General features: G+C 36.7%; 22 protein-coding genes. 12 read left to right on the top strand and 10 right to left on the bottom strand.

Going from position 1 to position 25,391, the window contains the following annotated elements; translation table 11 throughout:
- The first annotated feature begins 196 nt into the window (after positions 1-196).
- The gene (locus AAHH40_RS04080; RefSeq protein WP_342219418.1) at positions 197-487 is read left to right on the top strand and encodes a LapA family protein; all 291 of its coding nucleotides are present in this window, start codon (positions 197-199) and stop codon (positions 485-487) included.
- A 113-nt stretch (positions 488-600) separates the two neighbouring features.
- On the top strand, positions 601-1,761 hold the full coding sequence (gene lapB / locus AAHH40_RS04075; RefSeq protein ID WP_342219417.1) for a lipopolysaccharide assembly protein LapB: 1,161 nt from the start codon (positions 601-603) through the stop codon (positions 1,759-1,761).
- A 5-nt stretch (positions 1,762-1,766) separates the two neighbouring features.
- On the opposite strand, the gene AAHH40_RS04070 is transcribed toward lapB, so the two are convergent.
- A complete protein-coding gene (locus AAHH40_RS04070) occupies positions 1,767-3,347 on the bottom strand; it encodes an ABC-F family ATP-binding cassette domain-containing protein (RefSeq protein WP_342219416.1) in 1,581 nt (526 codons plus the stop codon).
- A gap of 461 nt (positions 3,348-3,808) precedes the next feature.
- Here AAHH40_RS04070 and AAHH40_RS04065 point away from each other — a divergent pair, with 461 nt between their 5' ends.
- Complete coding sequence (locus AAHH40_RS04065; RefSeq protein ID WP_342219415.1) at positions 3,809-5,980, top strand: hypothetical protein; 2,172 nt, start codon at positions 3,809-3,811, stop codon at positions 5,978-5,980.
- Between the two features lie 51 nt (positions 5,981-6,031).
- Here AAHH40_RS04065 and AAHH40_RS04060 read toward each other — a convergent pair whose 3' ends face one another.
- A complete protein-coding gene (locus AAHH40_RS04060; protein ID WP_342219414.1) occupies positions 6,032-6,919 on the bottom strand; it encodes a class I SAM-dependent methyltransferase in 888 nt (295 codons plus the stop codon).
- A 256-nt stretch (positions 6,920-7,175) separates the two neighbouring features.
- Here AAHH40_RS04060 and AAHH40_RS04055 point away from each other — a divergent pair, with 256 nt between their 5' ends.
- Positions 7,176-7,838 (top strand): beta/gamma crystallin domain-containing protein, encoded by a 663-nt coding sequence (locus AAHH40_RS04055; RefSeq protein ID WP_342219413.1) that lies wholly within the window; start codon positions 7,176-7,178, stop codon positions 7,836-7,838.
- Positions 7,839-7,938: 100 nt separating this feature from the next.
- Here AAHH40_RS04055 and AAHH40_RS04050 read toward each other — a convergent pair whose 3' ends face one another.
- Positions 7,939-9,039, bottom strand: a complete 1,101-nt coding sequence (locus AAHH40_RS04050; RefSeq protein ID WP_342219412.1) for an ankyrin repeat domain-containing protein — start codon at positions 9,037-9,039, stop codon at positions 7,939-7,941.
- Positions 9,040-9,698: 659 nt separating this feature from the next.
- Entirely contained in the window at positions 9,699-10,721 is a 1,023-nt protein-coding gene (locus AAHH40_RS04045) for a hypothetical protein (protein ID WP_342219411.1), read from the bottom strand.
- A gap of 146 nt (positions 10,722-10,867) precedes the next feature.
- Here AAHH40_RS04045 and AAHH40_RS04040 point away from each other — a divergent pair, with 146 nt between their 5' ends.
- The 3 genes from AAHH40_RS04040 to mutM all read left to right on the top strand — a co-directional run bounded on the left by AAHH40_RS04040 (position 10,868) and on the right by mutM (position 14,047).
- Positions 10,868-12,466, top strand: a complete 1,599-nt coding sequence (locus AAHH40_RS04040; protein WP_342219410.1) for an anthrax toxin-like adenylyl cyclase domain-containing protein — start codon at positions 10,868-10,870, stop codon at positions 12,464-12,466.
- A gap of 77 nt (positions 12,467-12,543) precedes the next feature.
- A complete protein-coding gene (locus AAHH40_RS04035) occupies positions 12,544-13,155 on the top strand; it encodes a hypothetical protein (protein WP_342219409.1) in 612 nt (203 codons plus the stop codon).
- A 70-nt stretch (positions 13,156-13,225) separates the two neighbouring features.
- Positions 13,226-14,047, top strand: a complete 822-nt coding sequence (gene mutM / locus AAHH40_RS04030) for a bifunctional DNA-formamidopyrimidine glycosylase/DNA-(apurinic or apyrimidinic site) lyase (protein WP_342219408.1) — start codon at positions 13,226-13,228, stop codon at positions 14,045-14,047.
- Here mutM and AAHH40_RS04025 read toward each other — a convergent pair.
- The 3 genes from AAHH40_RS04025 to AAHH40_RS04015 form a co-directional block, all read right to left on the bottom strand.
- Entirely contained in the window at positions 14,037-16,316 is a 2,280-nt protein-coding gene (locus AAHH40_RS04025) for a hypothetical protein (RefSeq protein WP_342219407.1), read from the bottom strand. The genes mutM and AAHH40_RS04025 overlap by 11 nt on opposite strands.
- A gap of 491 nt (positions 16,317-16,807) precedes the next feature.
- Positions 16,808-17,647, bottom strand: coding sequence for a DNA replication terminus site-binding protein (locus tag AAHH40_RS04020; protein WP_342219406.1), 840 nt, complete (start codon positions 17,645-17,647; stop codon positions 16,808-16,810).
- Positions 17,648-17,911: 264 nt separating this feature from the next.
- Entirely contained in the window at positions 17,912-18,334 is a 423-nt protein-coding gene (locus AAHH40_RS04015) for a response regulator (protein ID WP_342219405.1), read from the bottom strand.
- Between the two features lie 470 nt (positions 18,335-18,804).
- Between AAHH40_RS04015 and AAHH40_RS04010 the strand changes: the two genes are divergently transcribed.
- The 4 genes from AAHH40_RS04010 to folE all read left to right on the top strand — a co-directional run bounded on the left by AAHH40_RS04010 (position 18,805) and on the right by folE (position 21,964).
- On the top strand, positions 18,805-19,851 hold the full coding sequence (locus AAHH40_RS04010) for a methionine ABC transporter ATP-binding protein (RefSeq protein ID WP_342219404.1): 1,047 nt from the start codon (positions 18,805-18,807) through the stop codon (positions 19,849-19,851).
- Complete coding sequence (locus AAHH40_RS04005) at positions 19,829-20,482, top strand: methionine ABC transporter permease (protein WP_342219403.1); 654 nt, start codon at positions 19,829-19,831, stop codon at positions 20,480-20,482. The genes AAHH40_RS04010 and AAHH40_RS04005 overlap by 23 nt, the downstream gene beginning before the upstream one ends.
- A gap of 108 nt (positions 20,483-20,590) precedes the next feature.
- Entirely contained in the window at positions 20,591-21,391 is an 801-nt protein-coding gene (locus AAHH40_RS04000; protein WP_342219402.1) for a MetQ/NlpA family ABC transporter substrate-binding protein, read from the top strand.
- Between the two features lie 33 nt (positions 21,392-21,424).
- Positions 21,425-21,964, top strand: coding sequence for a GTP cyclohydrolase I FolE (gene folE, locus AAHH40_RS03995; RefSeq protein ID WP_342220798.1), 540 nt, complete (start codon positions 21,425-21,427; stop codon positions 21,962-21,964).
- Between the two features lie 140 nt (positions 21,965-22,104).
- On the opposite strand, the gene AAHH40_RS03990 is transcribed toward folE, so the two are convergent.
- A complete protein-coding gene (locus AAHH40_RS03990) occupies positions 22,105-23,607 on the bottom strand; it encodes an ArnT family glycosyltransferase (protein ID WP_342219401.1) in 1,503 nt (500 codons plus the stop codon).
- Positions 23,608-23,783: 176 nt separating this feature from the next.
- On the opposite strand from AAHH40_RS03990, the gene lpxO reads away from it, so the two are divergent.
- A complete protein-coding gene (gene lpxO, locus AAHH40_RS03985; protein WP_342219400.1) occupies positions 23,784-24,686 on the top strand; it encodes a lipid A hydroxylase LpxO in 903 nt (300 codons plus the stop codon).
- Between the two features lie 23 nt (positions 24,687-24,709).
- Here the strand turns inward: lpxO and AAHH40_RS03980 are convergent, their stop codons facing one another.
- Positions 24,710-25,021 (bottom strand): CopG family antitoxin, encoded by a 312-nt coding sequence (locus AAHH40_RS03980; protein ID WP_342219399.1) that lies wholly within the window; start codon positions 25,019-25,021, stop codon positions 24,710-24,712.
- A complete protein-coding gene (locus AAHH40_RS03975) occupies positions 25,002-25,313 on the bottom strand; it encodes a toxin (RefSeq protein WP_342219398.1) in 312 nt (103 codons plus the stop codon). Before AAHH40_RS03975 ends, AAHH40_RS03980 begins: the two co-directional genes overlap by 20 nt.
- Between the last annotated feature and the right edge of the window lie 78 nt (positions 25,314-25,391).

Below are 25,391 nucleotides of genomic sequence, written 5' to 3'. Positions count from 1 at the left end.
GCTAGCAGGTGTCTTCAGACCTCTTGCAACCAGTGACAGGCTTGAGTTCGAGGCAAACGATAATCGAGGACCGGAGTTTACATGAGTAAATGAGGACCGTAGAGTAGCGTTTAACGATGAAATCGAGCCTGTAACGCAGGTTATGCAAGAGGTCTCTAATTGAGGACACCTCAGTTCCCATTTAATAGGTAAGTCTATGCGATGCATAACATATTTGTTCCTAATAGTATTATTCATATTGGGACTGATTTTTGCCGGTCTTAATGCCGATCTGGTCAGTGTTAATTATTATTTGGGTACTAAGCGATTACCACTCTCTTTATTAACCATACTCAGCTTTATTTTAGGCGGCTTATTAGGTTTGTTAACGGCCTTTATTACCTATATAAAACTCAAGTATGTTAATCGGCGTTTACGACATCGTTTAAATCTCGTCGAAAAAGAACTCAGTAATTTAAGAGCTTTACCGTTTAAAGATCAGCATTGACGCCCACCGTCATGGCGAGCGAATGTAGATTGCCGCGCGCTCCGCGCTCGCAATGACGAGGGTTTGCTGCGCGCTCGCAATGACAGAGATGTTACCCCATTTAATGAGCTACTATGCTAGAGTTACTGTTTCTATTGCTGCCTATTGCCGCCGCTTCTGGTTGGTATGCTGCTTATTGCCAATTTTCTAATTCAAATTCGAGTAAGAAACACGAATGTAATCGTGAGTATTTGCGTGGTTTAAATTATTTACTCAATGAGCAGTCGGATAAAGCGGTGGATACCTTTATTAAGATCCTCGAAGTTGACACAGAAACCGTAGAAACTCATTTAGCCTTAGGTGTGTTATTTCGTCGGCGTGGTGAAATCGATCGCGCTATCCGGCTCCATCAAAATTTGATTGCCAGACCTAATCTCGCGCATGCACAAAAATTACAAGCCTTGTTAGCCCTAGGCAGAGATTATTATTGCGCAGGTTTATTAGATAGGGCAGAGCGCTTATTTTTTGAAGTGATCCATCATGACGATAGCGAGTACGCGCGTATTGCTGTGCGTTATCTATTAGAAATCTACCAACAACAAAAGCGTTGGGAAATCGCCATAAAACAAGCAAAAAAAATTTCGAAATGGGATAACAAAATTTTTAAAAATATTGCGCATTATCATTGCGAATTAGCACAGAATTTACTCAATACCCAAGCCAGCCAAAAAGAAGTTATTAAACTCTTAGAGCAGGCGCTAAAATATGATGTGAACTGTGTTCGAGCTAATCTTATTAAAGGAAAATTGGCCATTGCTGCCGAAAAATGGGAAGAAGCTATTACTATCTATCAAGCAATAAAAAAACAAGATCCGGATTATATTACTGAAACGTTAGCACCACTTAACCAATGTTATTTACAACATCATTCAGGAACGATAGGGTTATTAGGTTATTTGCATGAAACACTCAACGAGCATGCACAGACACCCATTTCACTGGCTATCGTTAAATTAATCCAAGAAAATGATAATGATAAAGCACTACAATTTTTGACGCGGCAATTACAAGCTAAGCCTTCATTGCCTGGCTTATATCAATTAGTTGATTTGCATTTAGCACAAGAAAATTGTTCTACGACGGATAAAAGTAATTTAACTAGCCTAAAAGATCTGATTAAAAAATTGATGGAAAATAAACCGGTGTATCGTTGTTTAAGCTGTGGTTTTAATAGCAAAATGCTTGATTGGCTATGCCCGGCTTGTCGTAATTGGAGTACGATAAAACCGCTATGAAAAAATTAATCTAAATTAATCGCATCTAATCGTTTAACATCTTGTAACTTCTTATCATGTGAAATGAATAAAATGCGATCCGCTATTTTGTTGATAAAATGTCGATCGTGGCTCACAAAGAGTAATGTGCCAGGATAATTGCGTAAGGCACTCGCCAGCGCTTCAGTTGCTTCAATATCGAGATGGTTGGTGGGTTCATCCAGGATTAAGACATTCGCCGATTCTAATACCATTTTTGCCAATAATAAGCGGGCCGCTTCGCCGCCGCTTAGGGCTAAAATATCTTTGAGAACATCTTCCTTATTAAACAAGACTTGTGCCAGGGTTTTACGTATCGATTGCTCACTGATGCCAGCGGAATATTGTTCTAACCAGGCTAAAACGGTTGCATGTTTATTCAGTAAATCATGATGGTCCTGTGAAAAGTAACTGGTATGCGTTTCATAACCCCACTCAACACCGCCTTGATCAGCTGGAATAGTGTTGAGTAATATTTTAATTAAGGTTGATTTACCAATACCATTTTCACCCATAATCGCTACTTTTTCGCCACGCTTTATCTCGAAGTTCAGCTGCTGGAAAAGTTTTTTCTCTTGAAAGTTTTTCGCTAATGCTTTAACGCGTACCACCCATTTTCCAGAAGGGCGTACCGATTTGAATTGAAATGTTGGGGATAATCGCGAAGATTGTTTAATATCTGGAATTTCCATTTTGGCGATCATTTTCACACGTGATTGGGCCATTTTCGCTCGGTTGGCACTGGCGCGAAATCTATCCACAAAGCTTTGCATGCTCGCGATTTTAAGTTCTACGCTACGTTTTTCTTGGAGTTTTTGTTCAATAATTAATTGTTTTTCGGCAAGAAATTTTTCATAGTTGCCGCTATATTGACGTATTTCACCGTAATCGACATCAAGGATCTGATCCGCTAAGCGATTGATGAACTCCACGTCATGAGAAATAAACAGCAATAAACCTGAAAATTCATTTTTTAAATATTTTTCTAACCAGACGATGGAAATAAAGTCCAAATGATTGGTTGGTTCATCCAATAATAAAATGTCAGGTTCTTGGAATAAAGCTTGCGCCAGCAACACACGTAGTTTAAAACCACCCGATAGCGTGCTTAACGGTTTTTCATGGTATTCAAGCTGTATCCCTAAACCCATTAAAAGCTTGGCCGCTAGGGCATAAGCGCTGTAACCATTCAGACGCGCAATTTCCTCTTCGAGTTTACCTAAGCGATTGATGTTTTTTTCGTTATGCAGGTCACTGTGTAGCAATTTATCCTTTTCTTGCATGGCTTGCCATAACGCAGGCTTTCCTTGTAAAACGATATCGATAATCAGTGTATTTTCATAACGAAATTGATCTTGTTTCAGCCATCCTACACTAGCGGTTTTAGGTATGGACAACGTACCGGCGATGGGTTGCTCTGCGCCGGTAAGTAATTTTAGAAAAGTAGACTTACCCGCACCATTCGCACCCACTAAGGCATAACGACTCTGTGACGATAGAATAAGATTAACATCATAAAATAGCAGCTTTTCGCCATATGCCATGCTGAGTTGATTAATCGATATCATAGTTTATTGCTCGAAAATTTAATTTTTTTGCCGAATAGTATACCGGTCTAATGTAAAAGGCGAATTTTCTGTGATTTAATCTCCTCTAGTCATTCTGCGAATGTCTAGAATGCCGCACGCTACGCGCTCGCTATGACGATAAAATTTAGAAGTAAAGGATTATAATTTTTAAAAAACAGATTGGAATCATTAAAAAGTTATGCTAAATTTATTTTAAATAAGCTACGATTATATAGAATCATTCATATTAAATAAGAAAATTTATTACCTAAATAAATAATCTCAACCTAAATAATATTAATAAATATAGGGAAATTATTTCATAGATTAATAATCCTAATTAATTTCACTCTCAAAAAACTTATTACTTTAGCCTTTAGCTGAAGATCATTTTTATACGGTAAATAAAAAAAACGTCTCAATAAAATATAAAAAACAATCTTAAAAAAAAGGAGATGGATATGCCATTATCAATTAACAATGCGGATAACAATTCTGAACTCGACGTATCGATTAGTAGTAACGAGGATTCTCATCTTATTGATATAAAAGAAAATGAAGAAAGTATTCAGATAGGAAATCTTATACCCAATCAGGAGATATCTGTAGTCACACAGAACGCATTAAATGCGGTTATCAAATATCACCTGGACGGGGAAGGGCGCGGTGGTTTGACCCGAGAAGTATTCAAACAGTCAGGGCTGTTCGCCGTAGCCATATTTGGAGTGATATTCTATTACGTTCCTGCGAATGCGTATGCCGAATCAATTTGTGCCGATCCGACCTATAAGGATATACCCTGTGATTTTTTTGTGATAAATCACGTGGCAGGTACTATGCTGGTAGCAGGGGGGATATTAATATCGGCAACCAATGCATTTTTCGACCGGCAAAAGGCGGAATATATTCCTTTAAAACTACAAAATTATTTAAAATATCCTTTAACTGCCAAACAAAAAATGGCAGAAGATACAGTGACATTTGCAGGATCGTTTATTGCTTCAATTCCTTTTATGATAATTACGTGTGTTAATCCGATACCCGGTTTACCCAAGCCATTAATCATTTCGCAAGCCTTTATTGTAGGTGTGACAAATACCTTGTTGCATTTATTACCGTTCAAATTGGCATTAAAAAATCCGTTGTATCGTGCCCCTTTTTTACCTTTAGAATTTTTTTTTAAAAAAATAACTAATGCGCTACAAAGTGAAGAAAAAAAACAAGAAATAAAACTACAGCAGGAAATAAATCTTCATTATCAAATGATCAAGCAACGCTTGATTAATCATTTAGATCTCGCGCAAAGGCTTTTAAGTATTTATGGCTTTAGATTTACAGGCTGTAGCTATAGCAATGAAGTAAACACCAACATACGCGACATTAAAGAATTAACTCAGTCTCCCTTACAATTATTAACTCAATTATTAGATTGTTTGCATGAGATGTCTCCTGATCGAACTATTGCCCCATCCGGTAGAATAAATAACTTTTTTAGAAAAGTGGTTTATATTCCAGGGGCATCCTGGGTGATATTGGCTTGTGCGGGCTTTTGGGGCGGTACGTTTAATGAAATGAACGAGGCAACCGGCAGTTTGGTATCAGGAGCTGCCATTTCAGCGCCTTCTATTTATTGCTTAGGTGTATTATTGGCGTTTTTTGGTGGTAATGCTTTGCAAAATAGCTATGATTATTTAACGGCATGGAAAGATGATACGGTTAAAATTCCCATGGCTTTTAAACTTTATCCAAAAACATCGGTCTTATTAATCATGATTTCGATGTATTTATCTGCTTTTTCTTATGCAGCAGGGGCGCAATTAATTAATGATAATTTTAATGATAAATTAGAATTTTTGCATCCTTATTTACTCGGTTTAGCCAAAACAGGCTTAACTTTTTTAGGCTTTACGGCGATGATAGATTTCTTTAGTAATGTATTGAGCAAATTTGCCCAATATGGTGGCGCTGAAGATACACAAACTGTGGCTAGGCTTGCTGATGCGTTAAACCAAATGAAAGATAGTATCCAACTAATGGAACCCAATCTATTGTTAGATTCTTTAGCTCGGGCAAATAAAGATCAATTAAAAAGTATTTTGAATATTAAGGACCAAAACGATCTGAAAAATTTCAGTGCAACGCTTATCCAACTCGCAAAAAAATTAAAAATCAAAGTACTTAAAGAAGCCGAATCCATAAACAAGGAAAATGTCGATGAAGCTAGTATATTTGAGCTGTTATATCAATTGGGTAATGATCAGGATTATAGCGTCGAAAAGATTGAAGCATTGATAAGTTATTTCGATACAGAACCCGAATTAATTTTATCTTTTAGTTTGAAAGAAGTTTGCCAGGAATATAAGGCGGTTTGCGAACTCATGCAAAAGCTAGGCAGTGTAAACTTAGTGAGGGAGCTTGATGCTTTTCCTTATGGTAGTATAAATGACGATGATAGTTATGCGGCTGGACCTTCTTCAGAAATAACGCCTTTAATCCAAAGGAATGCGTTTAGCCCTGAGGGAGCCAGTATCCAAAGCAGATTTTTTCATCCAACACCTTATGGTATTAATGATAGGGCGTCGAGTCTTTCTCCTCAGCCTGTATTTTCAAGATCAAACCAGATGGGCGTATAGTAATAAAACGCTGAAACAAGGAACAGAGCCTTCCTTGTTTCTCTATGTAATTCAAGCTCCCATGTATCTTTTAGCGCGCATTTTTTCATCATTACATTCATCTTCCATATTAGTGGTAGGAGGTTTAAAAAAAGCCAAGCGTTGGCTAGGCGTTAAATTCTCTGAAACAGCCAATTTTTTACCGCTAAATTTAATCGCTTCAATAGTTACATTGCATTCTTTATTTCCTTTGGCTTTAAAATAATCTTCTAATAACTCATCAGCAAAAGCATTTTTCAGATCCTCTTGTTTAAGGTGAGTGATATGAGGAACAAGAGTTAAATAAAATTTATGAAATTCTTCTCTCGTTTTAAAAGTGTGCGGAATACTTATTTTTTCCATTAAATCAATTTCTATTCCAGCGGCTTTGGCATAACTATCATATTTTGTATCGTTTAAATAAATAAAAGGAGATAAATAATTTTCAAAAAATTGAATCCAATGTGGTTTTTGAGTCAAGTTGGTTATTAGCTCAGCTTGGATTTTTTCATAAACAGCTGCGAGTATAAATATTTTAGCTTCATCCTTCAAAGCTGTCGCAATGTTTTTAAATGCTAAAGCTTTATCGGTAATCCATGGCATGCAAAAAAAGCTTACTGCAGCTTCAAATTTAGATTCATGTTTAAAGCTGAGCACGTCATTGATACGAAAATCTAAATTTTTTAGCTTGAAATGCTCGTTTGCGAATTCAATCATATCTGCAGATTTATCAATTCCCATTACTTTCCCGGAAGTGATCTGTGATGCAAGGTAATAGGTTGTTTTTCCGTTACCACAGCCTATATCAAGGATAGATTCATTTGAATTAAGTCCGCATGTAGTTAAAAAATGAATAGCTGCATGATATTGAAAATCTGAACATTGGGTATAAACAATGGGATTCCATTTTTGTTTAAACATAGGTAATTTAATTCCTTTTTGTCTTAAAAAATAATTAATTTTTTTTAACGAAATGTAAAAATTATCCTAAATAGATTATAATTACAAGTTTATATTCTATGGTGGCTGGAGCGGGTATCTTTTTTTCTCCCCAACGACAACAGTTCTATGGAGTGCACAAAAATTGTTTTTTTAATAAAATCAATTATAGTTAACTGAATAGGATAAAAATGACCAAATCGGGGGACAAACCTAATTTTTACGGAGAATATATTGAATGCCATTAACAGAAACGACTAAAACTAACCCAGCGCCGGATGAGGTAATTTTCTTTATAAATGAAAATTATGTCGGTAAAGCTTATTTATCCAAGCTTGGCGATAGAGTGGATATTTGGAAAGAATACCTTTCGCTGAATGACAAACTAAACTCGGTAAAAGTTGGTGATTTATCTGAGTTGACTCTATTCCAACATGGTGGTTTTGGTGGTATTTCACATGTACTTAGTGCTGATACGCCAAAGATAAATGTTTCTGGACTGAGTGCGTTCATCGTTCTCGACAGAAAAGCAAAAGAGCATGCAGTTTCATTTACTTTTAAAGATAATTTAAATGAAGGCCGCAGAATGACGCTTAAAAGCAGTAGTTTTCCTGAGGGGGGCGAGAACGGCGTCATACAACCTAATCCTACGCCAGAGCCTGGTGTTGATCCCAATGACCCGCGCGTATTTGCCATACTAAAAGATAGCAATGATGAGAATACCCCTATAACAATAGCAATCTATATTAGAAAGGCTAATGGTGAGTATGAAGACGTGGGCGCTACGCTGTATATTTACTGGCAGGCTGGGAAGGTCCATGTAAAAGAATTACCTGATTATGGACATCCAAAATTACATCATACACAAGAAGGTCCCATCATTCATTTTTCATGGGAATAACTTTGATATGATCTGAATATACGCGTGTGCCAGATGCCTTAACTTCCGATAACTTTTATTATCGGAAGTTAAGGGAATGAAGGAAAGTAACCTTTTTTCACTACATGCGTAACTTTTGCGTGCTATGACTTAATTGATTTTGATTAGTCGGCTCTTGATCTAAATTTAAAATAAAACTATACCTATCGGGATAAGTCAGGATACTATCATTGCCACGTTGAGTAGAGAAAGAACACCTTTTACCATTATCAAAAAAATTACCGTCTCTAAATTTTCTAAAATTATCATTGAGCTGAGTTTTTTCATTGCATATATTTAGTTCATATTCAGTTTGAAATGTCATTAATATAGGATAGTCAGGTTTAATCAGCTTTGGAAATACCTGATTTACTATTTGGCAAAATATATGCTGTCTACCGTTGCTTTCGGTGAAATCTCCATTACGCATTATCCCAAAATCAATAGAGTGCGACGGTATAATTACGCTCATTTTACTGGAGTTAGAGGCATCTGCACAAAAGAATCTCACATTTTCATACGCTTTATATCTAGCTTTGTTGTCTTCAATTATAGCGCTGTTATTATCTATGCCAATATAATTAATTTTCTTATTTTGATGTTGAAAATACACGATTAAAGGTAGGATCTCATTAGAGATACCACAAGCCAAACTAAGAATTGTAAAACTATCTTCGTGTTCTTTTTTTGGAAAAAACTCAACTAGTTTTAATCCATCTATAATTGAATAAAAACCAGTTGCTATCGCTGATTCACCTTCAAGTTCCGACGGTGAAGTAATTTTTTGGCATTCTTTTTTTAATATAGAATGTACTAAACTAAAATAGCAGGAACCTTCTTTGATTAAGCCTGCATGAAGAGAGTTTAAATATCCATCACCTTCTCTAAATAAATCACACGGCTTTTTTCTTATTTTGTTTACAGAAAGATAGTCCGCGCCATATTGGATTAACAACTGAATAGTTTTACTATAATCTGCAGAATTACCTTTATATATTTCCACTGCCTTAAAACAAGCCCAATGCAAGGCTGTATTTCCGTTAGAACTTTGACTATCTATATTAAACCTTGAGCTTCCATTATTCCTATTTGCATCTAAAATTTCTTGAACTTTTTCAAAATCGCCTTTTGCGGCGTGTTTACGTAGCAAAAGCTCCTCATCTTGCGAATTATTCTCTAACATATTTTATTCCCTAAATTGTTTATGTTACTATAACTATAGTAACAAATGGTATATACAATTTAGACAATACCCTAGGTACTGCATTACACATGTCAGTTAATTCTAATCGTGATGAGAATAAAAATGAAAAAGCGTGAATTTACTTCCTTCTTTAGTAGCCTGCCATTTATGGCTTATGCGTTCGTGGTCTGTCTTTTCTTCTTTTTGCCCCTTATACAGACTATTGGGGTTCTACCGTTGGTTAGTGCGCTTAGCATTGCTGCTAGTTGTGCAGCGTTTGCTGCCCTTGCCCCATTGGTTGCTGTCTTGGCTTTAGCTGTCACTGTAATTTTCTGTGTTTCCTGTTTTACTTTCTTAAGTTGTTTAATCCAAGGTGATAACTCTATGAATAAGTGTGACAGCAAGAAATTCACGTGTGAAAAGAATACGCTTTTAGCGACAAAATGCTCAGAGAACGATAACAATGTTAGGATGCAACCTAGAGAACACCAAAGGTACAAACCATCAAAAACGTATCTATTTTTTAATGAAATTAGCGATAAAAATATAATTGGTAACTGCTCGTCTACGCATCAGCGTTCGCTTAGAGCTTAGAGCAGAGCTTAATATTTGACATCGTTATTAGGGTTTATGCGCATTTTGTTTTCCTCTTATCTTATCTATATGTCTAATTTGGAATTCAAACTCTCATGTTGCCTAAGCAAATTGTTTAGGCTGGCCAGATAGTCTTTATAAGCTTCAGGCGCCCTATTTCCCATAATTCTCATTACAGCAGTTTTGTCATATGGGTTTAGCAAAGGATATTTTAATAAAAATTCTTTATTTTGCTTTATTTCTTTTGCAGAGACAAATACTTCGTACCAAGGATCCATGATTAAACAGTTGTCGTTCCATGTGTCAATATTGGTTAATACCGACTCAGCATCGCGGTTAATTATAATATAACTATGGCCATCAAAATTATTTCCATTTTTTATAACCCGTTCTATGGTAATCGGCATCTCTTGTTCAATGAGCTTTAACGTTAGCAATGCTGCCATCGAGACACAATCAAATACTTTATTTTTTATACCCATTAGCCCTCGCAATATTGCTTGATGCTCATAATAGTTAATATTAAGGCTTCTTAATGCTTTATATAAAGTTTTATCTGTATCTAAAAAACCTAGCAGCGGACCGAAAGTTCCCATGAGATGGCTGGCTTGCTTATTTGCTTTGTTCATTCTGTCACTCGCTGCACACAATTTAAGTTCTTCTGGTTTTAAGAAAAAACTTCCTATATAACGATATTGGAATGGAATATCAGTAAACACAGTTTGATATTTTAACGTAAAAATACTAAGCATAAACGCTATAATAAAAGGCGCCGATAAATTAGCCTCTTCGTTAATAAAAAGTTCATGAAAAAGCATACAGAAAAACACAGCCGGTAAAATCCAGTACTTTGCAGCATAGGCTCTTGGCCCATTTATTTTTTTTATATAAGCATTAAATCGACGCAGATACGCTTGTTTTGCTTGTCCATCATGGTTGATTCCTTGGACTTCTAATGGATAAGCAAGTTCTTTATTTACTACGTTATCTTTTATCCATTGAATTTCATTAAATGATTGATAAACTTCCCAGCATTGTTTTCTATTCATTTCAAATTGATCTTCTGTCAAATAAATTTCTTCTGGCATTGCTTAACCCTCTTTAATTGTTATTACTTTCAATTTTATTTTTAAATTAGTCAATTAAAAAATATTTAATTTAGTGTTAATAATAATAATCTATACTAAAATTAAATAAGAAGAAAATAAAAAATCTTCTTAACAAGGAGTTAAATATGTTTTTTTCAAGTTCTAGTAATACTTCCGAATTAAACAATGTTTTTCAGCACAAAGATCAAGGTATTCCTAAAAAAGATTTGCTTGCTGTTGCAAGTTATGCTCGTATCCATGATGTGATTTTACTCTTCCGGCCAGTAGAGACTCTTACCAAAAATTTTCATGAGGATGGAAATTATCCAACTAAAAGTTTTAAAGTTAAAGTTAAATCTGCTTCGCGCGGATTATGCGCAGGCTTTATTCCTGTTAATCCAGAGTTCAGCAAATCAAATGCTGCGACCATCGAAGAGGCTAAAAAAGAGGTTCAAGCGTGCATTCAGCAAGGCTATGCAATGGCTATACAATTAATAATTACTGAAAAACGTTTTCAAGAGTTATTAAAAAAAGAAATTATTTTTCCTCAAAATCAGAAAGAAGGCGAATACTTAGTTATTTATTGCCCTCACCCATATGCTGATGAACATCCCGTAAAATTTGACTTATTTTATGCAAAAAAAATAAATGCCGAATCAGGAATAGAATATGAAATCTATACGTCTGAAAAAAAACCTTTCTATGTTTTAGCCGACCTGGTTTTAAAAAGACCACTGATCGCGGATTATGATTTATTAGCTGTTTTTAGTCCTTGGAAAAATTACTCACAAGATTATATTCGGCTTAATCCACATATTACGCCTGAAAATCGCCAGCGCAGATTGTCTCCTAAAGCGATAAGACGTTCCCTGGAAAATCCAGAAGATTTTTTGGATAGAGAAGATCCCACTATGGGGAATGTTGCAAATATAACGAAACAACATATCGCTGGATTAAATAAGATCTTAAATAAGGGTGAAGGTTTACAATGTATTCATCACAGTGATGATGCAGGTTCCCCATTTAGTAACCCAGAGGCTAACTATCCCGCCACCGTGGTAATTCCTCCGATTAAAGGATTTGCTTCCACGATATTCATGATTGAAAACACCGAGCAGTTGGTTGATTTCCTCAATAAACTAAATTTAATTGGGGATTACCGAATTGAAGTTAATCCTTTATGGGAGCCACCGGTTAAATGGGCGGCAGTTAGAAATTATTTTTTTTCTAAAATTCAATTAGCTTATTGCAAGGATAAAAGCCTAGAAAATTTAAATAAGACATTAATAGAAATATTTAAATCTATCGGTTTATCTGATACCACTTTAACCAAAGAATTAACCAATTTATTTGGAATTATGACAAGGGGAAATTTTGACAATAAAGTTTTATTGGAAAAATTTTTTGATATTATTCAGTCTAGTCTATTTTTAAATTCAACTTTAGTCGTTAAACTATGCCGCTCTTTAGAAACCATACTCAATTACGAGGCCTTATCCGAAAAAAATATTGATCGATTACTTACACTGAATAAGATTCTAAGAAAAGATGTTCAAGATTTTTATGAAATATTAGATATATTAAACATTTTACCCACTAAAGATGCTAGAATTATAAGTGATTATTTAGAATCAGCTGAAACTCATATTTATAATAACAAATTAGATAGAGACGGGTTTAAACATGGCCTAGAAAAGTTTAGTTTAGAATCTAAAATAAACCAGACTGCAACATTTAGACCTTAAATTAGCTAATTTTGTACTTAGGAATGTTAGGATAGACTCAGGAAGAATAATAGTAAATAAAATATAGGAAAAGCCCTATGCCAACAGAAAATTTACCTGATACCCTTTTTAGTTTATTAAGGGATAATTCTTCATTCTCGACTATAAAAAAAAAATCAATTGTGGATGAATTAACTAATACACCCGAATTATTAGCCTATTTTTTATGGAAATGTACGTTGGCACCGACTGAAGAAATTGAAACGATAATCAAGAAGCTAATCGATCTGGAAGTCTTTAATAAAACAACGATTAACCAGATCTTTGTTAGCAGTACATTTTTCAACAGGCAGCAGCTCTATTCTGTTAGTTATTTGTTGCTTTCCAATGCCGAGGGCAGGAAAATTTTAAAAGAAAATCAGTCCTTACGTGATCTTATCGGTGAAGAATTATCGGAGAATCATATCAAGCAATTCGTACATCAAAGTACACATGAAGGAGTTTTATATTATTTATTGGCTGATGAAGAAGTGGGCCAAAAATTATTAAAAGAATATCCTAATTTTCGTGAAAAAATCGACAAAATTGTTAGCTTAGATAAAACAGTATTAGCAAAACAAATTGCCGATGGGCCTCATAAAGGTCAATCCTTTGGGGATTTATATGAACTTATATTTCCAAATTCACTTAATAAAACCTTTTCTCTCTAAAATATCAAAAAAATAGTTTAATAACGCTAAACTTGCTAATATTCTCGGAAATAATATTAGCCATCATTCTATGCCTGAATTACCTGAAGTAGAAATTACGTTGCGAGGCATACTATCCTCAATACAAAACCAAACTATCCAAACATTTCTGATCCGTCGACCTAATCTACGTTGGCCTATTCCTTCGAAAGATATCCAACGATTAGTAGGTTTCGCCATCACTCATGTCATGCGGCGCGGCAAATATCTACTATTAAGCACTACGCGAGGGCATATATTGATCCATCTCGGCATGTCTGGTCGCCTACGTATCTTGGACAAATGGGTAGCACCCGATAAGCATGATCATGTGGATATAGTCTTTAATAATGGCACCCTACTCCGCTTTACCGACCCGCGTCGGTTTGGTGCGCTACTCTATACAGAAGATAATCCGAAACAACACCCCTTGCTGAAAAATTTGGGTGTCGAACCTCTTAGTCGTCAATTTAATACCATGTATTTAAAACAACAGTTAGCCAATAAAAAGTTGCCAATAAAATCGGTGATTATGGATCAACGCATCGTCGTCGGTGTGGGCAATATTTATGCCACTGAAGCTTTGTTTAAGGCCGGAATTAATCCATTAAAATCGGCAAAATCTCTTTTACTAAGCGATTTAAAACACTTGGTAAGTGCAATTAAAGTTATTTTACGTTGTGCTATTGCACATGGCGGTAGTAGCTTAAAAGATTTTTTAAACAGCGAAGGTAAACCCGGTTATTTTACGCAACAATTAAACGCGTATGGCCGTGCCGGACTCCCCTGCTTGCGATGTCAAACAACATTACAACTGATACGCATTGGGCAACGCAGCAGTGTGTATTGTCAACAATGCCAGATTAACGATTAGCAACTAACCCGTTCTCGTAATTAGGCTTAGCTGTAGGTATAGCAGCAGCTGTTTGAAAAAAATGTGCGCTACCATGAGCATATCCATTTCCATTATTTGAGGTTTTTTTCGTGAGCAGCTCATTTTCTGAACCCGTTGGACTAGGAGGATTGACAGTATTAGGTTCCTGCGGATAACTGCCAGAGTTAGTATTTAAACTGAATTTGAGTGGTTGCTGTGTTTTATCCAAATCAAAATCATAGGTTGACGCAGATGCGTCAGCTTTAGTGCGGGTATTAAAACTTGCTACTTTTTTAGCTAGTGCTGCGGTTGCCAGGTTTCTGTTGTGCTGATTCATATCCGTTTCAGACATGTTTCCGCTATAAGAATTAAGTGTGCACGCTATCATTCCCGCAATCGACACAGGAGAACCATCTAAAACCAATGCGCCATTAGCGGCGGCATTGACAGTAAGAGCAGGAAAATCATTAGCAGCAGCAGAAGAAGGTCTTACGATGGCATTTTTTAACTTATTAATGGATGAAAATGTAAAAGGCACCTGCGCTAAATAAGCCACAACTCCGGTAACGATAGCACCGATTAGTCCAATAAAGGGCGATAAATCAGCACCTGCGGTATAGCGAAAATAAGCTAAACCGAGTAATCCAACTGGGAGTAACAACAACATAAGGAGTACACCTGCTTTTTCATGCCCGTCTAAATTCCAAAAATTCTTGAACCAGGTTATGCAATTCTCATAGGCATATTGGCAAAGTTCCTTGAAACCCTTATTTAAGGCAGCCACTTTTTTTAAAATCTTTAAAGAAGCTGTCATTTGTGAGACCGTCAAGACGATGGCCACCATTACCGCTAAAACAATGGCAATAATCAACGGCAAGGGTGGCCAGAGTATGGCGAGTATCGGTAATAGCGTGGTAAGCTTGATCAATAAACTTGATATAGTGATATAAGTTATCGCCGTAGCCCCGGCCCCTACTGTTAGCGAAGCAAATATAATTAAGGGTGTTAATAGATATTTGTAAGTTGCAGAGAATTGCTTACGACTCCCGTGAATATCAATATATTCATTGATCCCCCCTTTTTTTACTAGGCTAAGCAGAAAATCAGGGAAATTCTTTGAAAAAAAACCAAAATTAGCTTTAAAACCATATAAGCCAGCTAATACTCCTAAGTAAATAGCACTCAGTAGCAAGCCCAAACCAGGGGTTAGTAAAAGGCCCAGTGAAAAAGCAATACCACCCATGGTTAAGCCACAGGCTAATGATATAGCGATACCAATAAAACTACGATTAAAGGTAAGACCAACTACGAAAGTCAATATTACTAAGAAAATACTGAATGTCAGCAAACTAGGTCCCATTAAAAAAATAAAACCACCCGTTGTGAGGCCACACGCTAAGGATGCAATGAAAGCCAGCAAGATACCGGCATATTTGAGTAGTTTTTTCTTTTTATTCGGTGTTAGCAAGGATGAAATAGCGCGTCCGATCTTTTCTATTTCGTGGTATAGTTCGTTTTGGTCTAGAGAAAGCACGGTGTTTGTGGTTTTACCATATCGATCAGACTCAAAATTATTTAAACTCTCAATATGATCGAAAATAAAATTAAGGGGAGTTTGTTTGTTGTCTATAACATCAAGAATTTTATTTTCAATGTCTTTATCCGTGAACGCACGATCTTTAGCATAAATCTCCAAGCTTTTTTCTTGATGTTTTATAAAGTTGTTGCTTTGCTGACAAAGAATAAAAGTTATGGTTTGAAGAGCGATATGGATTGCATGTCGATCATCTTTATCTAGATCAGCTTTGAATTTAATTAGCTGGTGTAATATTTTTTTTTCCGATTCTGATAAAGTTAATTGTTCTGTTTCAGGTTCTTGTGAAGGTTTCGGATCTTCTTCGGTTTCTGAGAAGTTGTTTAATGGTTCTGATTTAGATTCCGTGTTATGAAAATATCTTGGATTTTCTTTCCATGCTGTTAAAAAAATTGCTAGCACTGATAATTGATTTTTAAGCTGATTAATATGTTGTGGAATATCTTCAATATTAACTGTTTCAGGGATATTAGAGTGAGTAATTTTTGCGACTAGAAATTCTTTAAACGCTGGATTTGATGTAAATTTATATTTTTCGACGTCATCTGATAACGGAGAGTTTAGCCAAGCTTGTTTAATCGGAAGACCAATTTGACGTAAATTACTGAGAAGTTGGTCATAGTTTCTGGTGGTTAAATTTTCTTGTATGGATACGACATCATTGTTTCTTAACATAAGACCCCGCTGCACTAAAATAAATTTAAATTTGTATCACTCAAGATTTATTACTTGGCACTTATTAAGTGTAGTCCCCATAGCTTAAGGTAAAATTAAACCTTTCTTAGCAAGGCTTAACAGAGGTACAAATTTTAGGTGCTAGAGTAAAGAGATGAGCGTTTGAATAACTTATCTCTTCAATACGTTATTTAGAGATTTGTGTGAGGGAGGATCGACAGGTTTCTGTGGTTGGCAAGATAGTATTAGTGGCTTGGGCGGCAAATTGTTTATTAATAAATTCTGTTTTTAACTTTGCTTTAAGCATAATATTTTCCTCAAGTTTTTTCAGATTTTTTTATAGTTTATTAATCGTCATTGCGAGCACCGTAGGTGCGTGGCAATCCATGTCAATTGACTAGAAGTCAATAAATTTAAACATGTTGAAAAAATAAGTGCAATGGTTAGATATTATAATGAATATAATAAGTGCTTAGATATTTAATTTATAATTAATTAACCCCTTCTTTTTTATATCGGTACACACTAATAGACGGTAGAAAAGCAACCGTTTCGATTTGTTTATCGATGCGCGTCTTACGATTTTGCACCCGCGGTTTAGCAAAGCAGACGATAGGATTTGGCAATTGTTGATCATGCAAATAAAATAAAGGCAACGCCGTTCGTATGTCTTCATACGCCGAGCAATTATTTTCTTTAAATGCACCGATATTGACTACCCAACCCGGTTTAATGTCTCGGTGTTTAATGAGTTTGGTTTGATGAGATAAACCACTTAATTTTGCTTTTTGTATTTCAATATGTAAGCCCTGCCCTGCTTTATCCAATAGCTTTTCTGAAGCTTGTCTGGACAATTGTTTACTTGTGGTGTGCTTGCCTTTAGTCCATGCGATGCGTCGGGGATGATAGGTTATATAAACAATATGGCGAAAAACCTGTTTTAGTTTAACTGCAGGATAACCAGCATGTGCCAAGGTGTCACGGACAAATTTAGTCATATCTTGCTGCGTGCTTTGCTGACATACGCGCACAAGTTCTTTAAAAGTAGTTTTAGCCTGGTTAACCTTATCAATCAGTGCTAAGGTTTGCGACGTACTTGCCACGACTCCGGGACATTTAAAGGTTTCTTGCGGTGATAAACCTGGCGTTGGGCCAAAATTTGCTAAGGCAAAGATGACTTTATCGCGATTTCTAACAAAAACTTCGGCCCCATTATCCACCCATAGAGGTAATTCATTGAGCTCGTTTTGAATATGTGCGTTACAGCTATCGAGTGTTTGCAATAATGATGTAAAGCAACTAATGAATTGCGGCGCAAAATCTATTAACATATCCACTCCTTTGAAAAAGCAATGTTCATATTTATAGTTTATCCCATAACCTAATAGTGTTTAACACACTACTACAATATCAAATGCTAACCATTTAGCATATCTCGCCCCCAAGTTCCTTGATCAATATCTAAAAAGTATCTTGCGCACTCTCAAATAATAGAGGTTTCACAAAGTTTTTTTCAATCATAAATTGAATACTAGTTGGTTATGGGATAAACTATATGTATTAGTCTTTATCCCACTCACCTTATAAAGTTGAAACTAACCTAATCGAGATAATTCTGCTAGTCGAGAATGACAAAATTCAATGGCCCGAGCTAAGGTTTGCTTATTGAACGGCTTAATAAACACCACGTCAGCGCCCATATACAGACATTTTTGCTGCATAGGTCCATCCGCATGGGCTGTAGCCACAATCAGCGGCGTTTGTTGGTTGGCCACAAACTCACGTACCGCGCGTATGACTAATTCACCCGATTGATCAGGCAAGCCTAAATCTAACACAATCAGATGGTAAATATTATGCTCTACACGATCGATTGCTGTTGCGGCATCGGTCACGATTTCTACTGTATACCCCAACTCATGAAGACAATGACTTTGTACCTTTTGGCAAAAAAGATCATCCTCTATCAGCAACGCAAAACGTTTTTCTAAGGCGGGTTGTTGTTCTAGATTACTCATAAAATCATCCATTAATTTTTAATTTTATTTTTTTAATGCACACTATTTTCTATCATTAAATGAAAATTAATAATAAAAAAATTGATTGTAATTTATTTTATAATATCGTTGTCGGTTATGCATCGACTATCTCTAAGTTAATTTAGACTAAAATTTATCTTCTTGGGATATATGCTAGGTAGATTAAAGATTAGTGTCAAGTCATTCAAACATTTTTTTTATTTTTTTTTATACTAGTTTTAAAAAATTAATATAAAACTTTATTTTTTATAAAAAAAAGTGATAGATAATTTAGTTTTTAGTCAAAAACATGTTTCACAAACCGCGTCATAGCATTGATTTCACTAGAAGAACTCAATAAGATAGCCACTCAAACAAAACTATGAGACAACTTCTTCTTGCGTTCTTTCTCTAAGTACCGATAATACCCTTAAGCCAAGCTCCTCTTAGCAGAATACGACATTGACAAGATGATAAAACTTATTAATATCGCAAAAATTTATAATAGCTTAGACCCGCCTGTCTATGCCTTACGCGATATTAATCTAACTATTCGCCCAGGAGAAATATTTGGGATTGTCGGCCAAAGTGGTGCCGGTAAGAGCACACTGGTACGCTGTATCAATCTGTTGGAAAGACCTGACCAAGGACAAGTTTGGGTTGATAAACAAGAGTTAACCTCACTGAACGCCGCCGATTTACGCTTAGTCAGACGACAAATAGGCATGATATTTCAACAGTTTAATTTGCTAGCGGCAAAAACCGTGGTTGAAAACATTGCTTTACCATTGAAATTTGCTCACTATTCCCAATCAGAAATCGAATCCGCGATTACTCCCTTATTAAAACTTACCGGTTTGAGTGACAAACAACACGCTTATCCGGCCCAACTCAGCGGCGGACAAAAACAACGCGTCGCAATTGCGCGTGCACTCGCCAGTCAACCCAAAATATTACTCTGTGATGAAGCGACATCGGCGCTGGATCCACACACCACACAAACTATTCTGCAATTATTAAAAGATATTAATCAGCGCTTAGGGATTACCATCGTATTAATTACACATCAAGTCGACGTCGTAAAAAGTATTTGTGACCGTGTTGCCTTGCTAGATCAAGGGTCGATCGTTGAAGTCGCTGATATCGTCAGTTTTTTTACTGACCCAAAAACCAGCTTAGCCAAAAAATTTGTCAATTTATCTTTAAAGCATGAATTACCCTCCCGATTACAAAAACGACTCGGCACGCAAAAAAAAGCAGATAGTCACGCGGTACTCAGAATAATATTTCAGGGACATGCCGCCGCTGAACCTTTAATAGCCCACGTTATGCGTGAAATGGGTATCCATCTGAATATTTTACAAGCCAATATCGAATGTCTCAAAGAAACAATCTTAGGTATCATGGTAGTCGAAGTCATGGGTGATCAAGCTCCTTTACCTCAAGGAATACAGTATTTAATTAATAAAGGACTTCATGTAGAGATTATGGGTTATGTCGACGAATCTATTGTTTGAATTACTCACCGCCACGGGAGAAACATTGTATATGGTGTTGGTTTCAGGCTTATTGGCTATGCTATTGGGATTAGCTTTGGGTGTATTGTTATTTAGTACACGGCAAACCAATTTATTGCCGATGCCGTTATTTAACAAAACTTTATCTTTAATCGTTAATATGGCACGTTCAATTCCATTTATTATTTTAATGTTGGCCATTATTCCTTTTACGCGATTGTTAGTCGGGACTTCGATAGGTACCAGCGCTGCTATCGTTCCATTAACATTGGCCACCGTACCATTTTTTGCACGGATGGTCGAAAATAATCTCAACCAATTACCTCCCGGCTTAATTGAGACCGGACTCGCCATGGGTGCTACGACTTGGCAATTAATCCCAGCTATTCTACTGACAGAAGCACTACCGGGTATGGTAGGCACATTAACCACGACCGTGATTACTTTAATAGGCTATTCAGCCATGGCAGGAGCAGTCGGGGGTGGTGGCTTAGGTGATTTGGCGATACGCTACGGTTATCAGCGTTTCGATGCCGGTGTGATGATCATGACTATCCTGATCCTTATCGCCTTGGTCCAAGGCACACAACATTTGGGAGATTATTGGACAAAACGCTTAACCCATCACTAAGCTTAGATTGCCGCGCGCTACGCGCTCGCAATGACGGGTTTGGTACGCGCCTCGCAATGACGAGGTGGGAATTAAAAATTTTACTACGTTGTTTCGGAATTATTTAAGATGCTAAAAAAAATTCTTTATTTATTGCTAATCGGCAGTATGTTATGCATAAGCGCTTGCCATCAGCGTGAAAACCCACATCAAATTCGTTTAGGTACGATCAGCGGGCCAGAAACAGAGCTCATGCAAGTTGCACAACAAGTGGCGCAACGAGATTATGCTTTAAAAATAAAAATTATTGAATTCTCCGACTACTCACTACCTAACCGAGCATTAAACGACGGTAGTCTTGATGCTAATCTATTTCAACATCAAACTTTTTTAAGCGACGAAATTCATAACCGCGGTTATCCATTGGTCGCCATAGCCAAAGAATTTATTTATCCTATGGCTATCTATTCAGTAAAAATCCAGCGTTTAAACGAATTAAAAACGCATGCCAGCGTGGCGATTCCCAATGATCCGAGCAATGAGGCACGAGCTTTGTTGTTATTGAGTCAAGCCGGCTTAGTGACACTGGACATACACAAAGGCACATTAATGACACCCGCCGATATCCGGAGTAATCCTAAACAATTAGACATCAAAGAACTGGATGCCGCGCAGTTACCGCGCGTACTTGCCGATGTTGATTTAGCGGTGATTAATGCTAACTATGCGGCTCTGGCGCATCTTTATCCACAGCAAAATGCGTTATTTAGTGAAGGTCGAAACTCTATTTATGCTAATCTATTAGTGGTCAACGCTAGCGATAAAAATAATCCTAAATTTATTAATTTAATTAAGGCCATACACTCCCCTGAGGTTTTAGCCGCCGCAGATAAATTATTTCATGGGTCAGCCATTCCAGCTTGGAAGTAGCTCGCCAAATTAAACTTAATAAGAAGATACATGATGGAAAAGCATATTAAAGCAATTCTAAGCGCGCTCGGAGAAGACACGGAACGCGAAGGATTAAAAAACACGCCGTTACGCGTCGCTAAATCCTTACGTTATTTAACCAGTGGTTCGCGTGAATCTTTAGATGACATTTTAAATGGCGCAGTATTTCGCTCAGCGATGGAAGAAATGATCTTAGTCAAAGACATCGAATTATATTCGCTATGTGAACATCACTTATTACCTTTTATCGGCGTCTGTCATATCGCCTATATTCCGAACGGAAAGATCATAGGCTTATCAAAAATATCGCGTATTATTAATTTTTATGCACGACGTTTACAGATTCAAGAAAACTTAACCCGTCAAATCGCTGATACTTTGATGAAAGTATTAGATGCCAAAGGCGTTGCTATCATTATTGAAGCCAAACATCTGTGTATGATGATGCGTGGTGTTGAAAAACAAAAAGCTTCGATGAAAACCTCGGTGATGCTCGGTCTATTCCGACAAGATTTACGCACGCGATCGGAGTTTTTAAGCTTAGTCGTCTAAATTTACATAGCATACCAAGATTTATTTCGTCATTGCGAGCGCAGAAAATTTTAATCGTCATTGCGAGCGCGTAGCGCGCGGCAATCCAACTAGATGGCCACGGGCCTCACTAACGTTTCGGCCTCGCCATGACGGGGCCTTTAGTTTTTAAAGTATTTTAAATAGAAAAAACTCGGCGCATGCGGTAAATACGGTGGGTCGATCCAATAGGTATCATTAATCGCCCTCAATATGTTTTGTCGATAGACCGGATAATTAAATTTTGTACCGAGCAAATAATAAAAAGCAGCCTTTTCATAGTAAAAAGTATGCAATGTCAAATGCTGAAAATAAGGCTTATAGTCGTTATAGATCAGAGGCGTGCGTGAAAAAATTAAAAAGTTTTTATTTTTAAAATGTTTGAAATTGGTAATTAAATCATCTTCACGACCGTGATAAGAACCTTTCAAAAATACCGAAGCATAATGATGCGTGTCGAAAAAAAATAAACAAGCATCCGCGTAATTAGGACTTGCATAAATAAGCGGTTGCGAATATTTTGCTTTCAGTAAGCCATTGATGGTCTTATGATGAAAAAAATACACGATCTTATTATAGTTTAAAGCCAAAACATTACGTTGTTGTATCGACTTGAGTGGAATAAGTAGTAAACAAACTATCAATATCAGCTGTATACCCGTCCAATAAAACGTAAATTTAAATAATTTTCTTAAGCTATCTGTACTTAAATACAGCCCAGCCCAAACATAAATGAAAGAAATAAATGCCAGTGGCCAATGTAAGCCTATCGGTTTAACACTACTCAACAAGAAAAATATTAACAGCGGTATAAAAAAGAAATAAAATAAAGGTTGTTGCTTTAATTGCTGCTTAGGAAATTTTGCCACCGCTAATACTAGCGGCGGTGTAATCAGATACAGTAAAATAAGCACATATCCGAACAGTGTCTTAAGACTAAAACCCATATCATGGTTTCGATTGTAAATATTAAATAAAATATTTGACCAATCATGTTGGTAATTCCAATAAATATTCTGTAAGGCGAAAGGCAGCGTAAATAAAGCCAATAAACCTAAACCGATGAGGCGCGCGCGACTCGGTGCAACAAAAAGAAAATACACCGCATACGCTAAGCCTAATAAACAAGCAAAATATTTTGAGAAAAAAGCCAAACCCAAAAACAATCCACCGAGAGCAAACCAACGCCAGTCATCATTATTCCTTAACGCCTGTAACACGCACATCACGGATAAAAAGGAAAATATAAATAAAGGTGTATCCGTAGTAACGATGATATTGAATAGGCTAATCGGTGCAATCATTAATAGGATGCTGGCCATAGCCGCGCGCTCTGGGTCATCTTTTTTTAGATAGAGATAAGTAACCATACCCACTATAAGACTGGTAAAGATAGCCGGTAAGCGTAGCGTCAAGGCATGATGACCGAATTGCAACAGCGGGTATAAAACAAACCCTATCATCGGCGGATGATCATACCCGCCGCCACTCAGATAAGCACCCCATATGGCATAATAGGCTTCATCCGCAGTAATAGGAATAAAGCTAGCCAACAGGAATTTAATAGCCAGTACGCAAAAAAGGGCTATAGCAACGCGGGTTGCTGGAGAAAAAGAGTGTTTCACTTGTTATTTTTAGTAGATATTGTAAATAAAAGAAACTGTGCCGATACTAACCTTAGCCCAATATAAAAACAAGATACGCTGTACAAACTAAACATTTTCCTTTTTAATTCAGGTATTGATTTCGGGGCTTGAAGGCTCGATATTTTCACGTTCATGCGCTAAGAGAAGAAATTTTAATGAAGTATATCATCGTTATTTTATTTGCAGCCTGTGTTTTTTATATCCACCGACGCGGAATAGAGCGCTATCCATTTTGGCGCCAGCTTTCCGATCATTCGACTTTTTTTGCGCCGCTAAATGCCTTTATGTACCTGTTTTCGGCTGTGCCCAGCACACCCTATCTAAAACTGGAAGATTTTCCTGAATTAGAAATCTTACGCCAAAATTGGCAACTGATACGCGAAGAAGGCATGAATCTTTTAGCTCAACAACACGTTAAAGCCTCCGAAAAGTATGATGATGCGGGATTTAATTCTTTTTTCAGAACCGGTTGGAAACGCTTTTATCTGAAATGGTATAACAGTCACCATCCTTCTGCGGCAATTCACTGCCCGAAAACCACTGCGCTATTAAAAACACTACCCTCGGTTAAAGCGGCGATGTTTGCGGAATTACCTGATAAAAGCCGTTTACCACGCCATCGTGACCCCTACGCTGGCTCCCTACGCTATCACTTAGGTTTAATGACACCGAATGATGATCGCTGTTATATTAATGTTGATGGCTCACTCTATAGTTGGCGCGATGGTGAAGGCGTCATTTTTGACGAAACCTATATTCATTATGCCGAGAACATCAGCGGTCAAAATCGTTTAATCCTATTTTGCGATATTGAACGACCCTTAAAATACCGTTGGGCACAAAAATTTAATTATTTCATGGGTCGTTATTTAATGAGCGCTGCCGCGGCACCGAATGATGAAACCGATGATACAGGTGGTGTGAATCGCATCTTTAAATATGTTTATTTTATTCGCCGCGTCGGCAAGCGCATTAAACAATGGAATAAACCCACTTATTATTTGATTAAATGGGCTTTATTTGGTGGTATCGCTTCTGCCATCTTTTTTGCATTTTAATCGGACCGAATGGTATCTAAGTTTTAAGCCGCTTCTATGAAATGTCCTGCAGCGTATTCATGTAAAACACTGGCAATAAAGGTTTGATAAGGCAAGCCTTTATAAGCTGCTTTTTGTTTCAGGCGTTCCAAATCACCACTTGAAAGACGAAGTGTTACCCGAGCATCCTTACGCTGAAAGTTAGCAGCAGCTTCTCTAGCTAAATTCATTTCTTTTTTGAGATTTTTAATACTTTTTAGTTTCCCGCGGTCAAGAGCCTTATCAATAGCATCACTCATGGCTTGTTCTTCTTTATCTAGCTTACTATCAAACCTATTACTCTTTGTCTTTTTCATGCTTTTTACCTCGTAAATATTGCTTAGTTAATTTTCGGTGAAAGAAAATAGTCTTTAAAAAAATTGTATTTTTATCCTTTCTAACAAAAGGAACTAAGCATACATAGTTATTGATGTTCACTATATATATCATTTGATTGGGATATTTAGCGGAATTAGGGTGAGGTATTATATCTAGTATCAACCCCTCCTCTATTGCGGCAATCGCTTCTTCAAAGCTAATACCTCGCTCGCTTATGAGCTGCTGGTTTTTTTCTGCTGAAAACTCATAATTTGACTTATTTTCTTCCATGTTTTAAATGTATCACATTGTGCTACTTTTGTCAAAAGTATCCTTGGCTATTTAATGGAACAAACCCACTCACTTATT

The sequence above is a fragment of the Rickettsiella endosymbiont of Miltochrista miniata genome (assembly GCF_964031245.1).
In the GTDB taxonomy this organism is placed as follows: domain Bacteria; phylum Pseudomonadota; class Gammaproteobacteria; order Diplorickettsiales; family Diplorickettsiaceae; genus Aquirickettsiella.
Note: the sequence above shows the minus strand (reverse complement) of the source record. Positions and strands in the feature narration are given on the sequence as shown.

Bases quoted from the DNA above. Each gene is read 5' to 3' on its own strand.
- AAHH40_RS04080 (WP_342219418.1), top strand. From the start codon at position 197: ATGCGATGCATAACATATTTGTTCCTAATAGTATTATTCATATTGGGA.
- lapB (WP_342219417.1), top strand. From the start codon at position 601: ATGCTAGAGTTACTGTTTCTATTGCTGCCTATTGCCGCCGCTTCTGGT.
- AAHH40_RS04070 (WP_342219416.1), bottom strand. From the start codon at position 3,347: ATGATATCGATTAATCAACTCAGCATGGCATATGGCGAAAAGCTGCTA.
- AAHH40_RS04065 (WP_342219415.1), top strand. From the start codon at position 3,809: ATGCCATTATCAATTAACAATGCGGATAACAATTCTGAACTCGACGTA.
- AAHH40_RS04060 (WP_342219414.1), bottom strand. From the start codon at position 6,919: ATGTTTAAACAAAAATGGAATCCCATTGTTTATACCCAATGTTCAGAT.
- AAHH40_RS04055 (WP_342219413.1), top strand. From the start codon at position 7,176: ATGCCATTAACAGAAACGACTAAAACTAACCCAGCGCCGGATGAGGTA.
- AAHH40_RS04050 (WP_342219412.1), bottom strand. From the start codon at position 9,039: ATGTTAGAGAATAATTCGCAAGATGAGGAGCTTTTGCTACGTAAACAC.
- AAHH40_RS04045 (WP_342219411.1), bottom strand. From the start codon at position 10,721: ATGCCAGAAGAAATTTATTTGACAGAAGATCAATTTGAAATGAATAGA.
- AAHH40_RS04040 (WP_342219410.1), top strand. From the start codon at position 10,868: ATGTTTTTTTCAAGTTCTAGTAATACTTCCGAATTAAACAATGTTTTT.
- AAHH40_RS04035 (WP_342219409.1), top strand. From the start codon at position 12,544: ATGCCAACAGAAAATTTACCTGATACCCTTTTTAGTTTATTAAGGGAT.
- mutM (WP_342219408.1), top strand. From the start codon at position 13,226: ATGCCTGAATTACCTGAAGTAGAAATTACGTTGCGAGGCATACTATCC.
- AAHH40_RS04025 (WP_342219407.1), bottom strand. From the start codon at position 16,316: ATGTTAAGAAACAATGATGTCGTATCCATACAAGAAAATTTAACCACC.
- AAHH40_RS04020 (WP_342219406.1), bottom strand. From the start codon at position 17,647: ATGTTAATAGATTTTGCGCCGCAATTCATTAGTTGCTTTACATCATTA.
- AAHH40_RS04015 (WP_342219405.1), bottom strand. From the start codon at position 18,334: ATGAGTAATCTAGAACAACAACCCGCCTTAGAAAAACGTTTTGCGTTG.
- AAHH40_RS04010 (WP_342219404.1), top strand. From the start codon at position 18,805: ATGATAAAACTTATTAATATCGCAAAAATTTATAATAGCTTAGACCCG.
- AAHH40_RS04005 (WP_342219403.1), top strand. From the start codon at position 19,829: ATGTCGACGAATCTATTGTTTGAATTACTCACCGCCACGGGAGAAACA.
- AAHH40_RS04000 (WP_342219402.1), top strand. From the start codon at position 20,591: ATGCTAAAAAAAATTCTTTATTTATTGCTAATCGGCAGTATGTTATGC.
- folE (WP_342220798.1), top strand. From the start codon at position 21,425: ATGGAAAAGCATATTAAAGCAATTCTAAGCGCGCTCGGAGAAGACACG.
- lpxO (WP_342219400.1), top strand. From the start codon at position 23,784: ATGAAGTATATCATCGTTATTTTATTTGCAGCCTGTGTTTTTTATATC.
- AAHH40_RS03980 (WP_342219399.1), bottom strand. From the start codon at position 25,021: ATGAAAAAGACAAAGAGTAATAGGTTTGATAGTAAGCTAGATAAAGAA.
- AAHH40_RS03975 (WP_342219398.1), bottom strand. From the start codon at position 25,313: ATGGAAGAAAATAAGTCAAATTATGAGTTTTCAGCAGAAAAAAACCAG.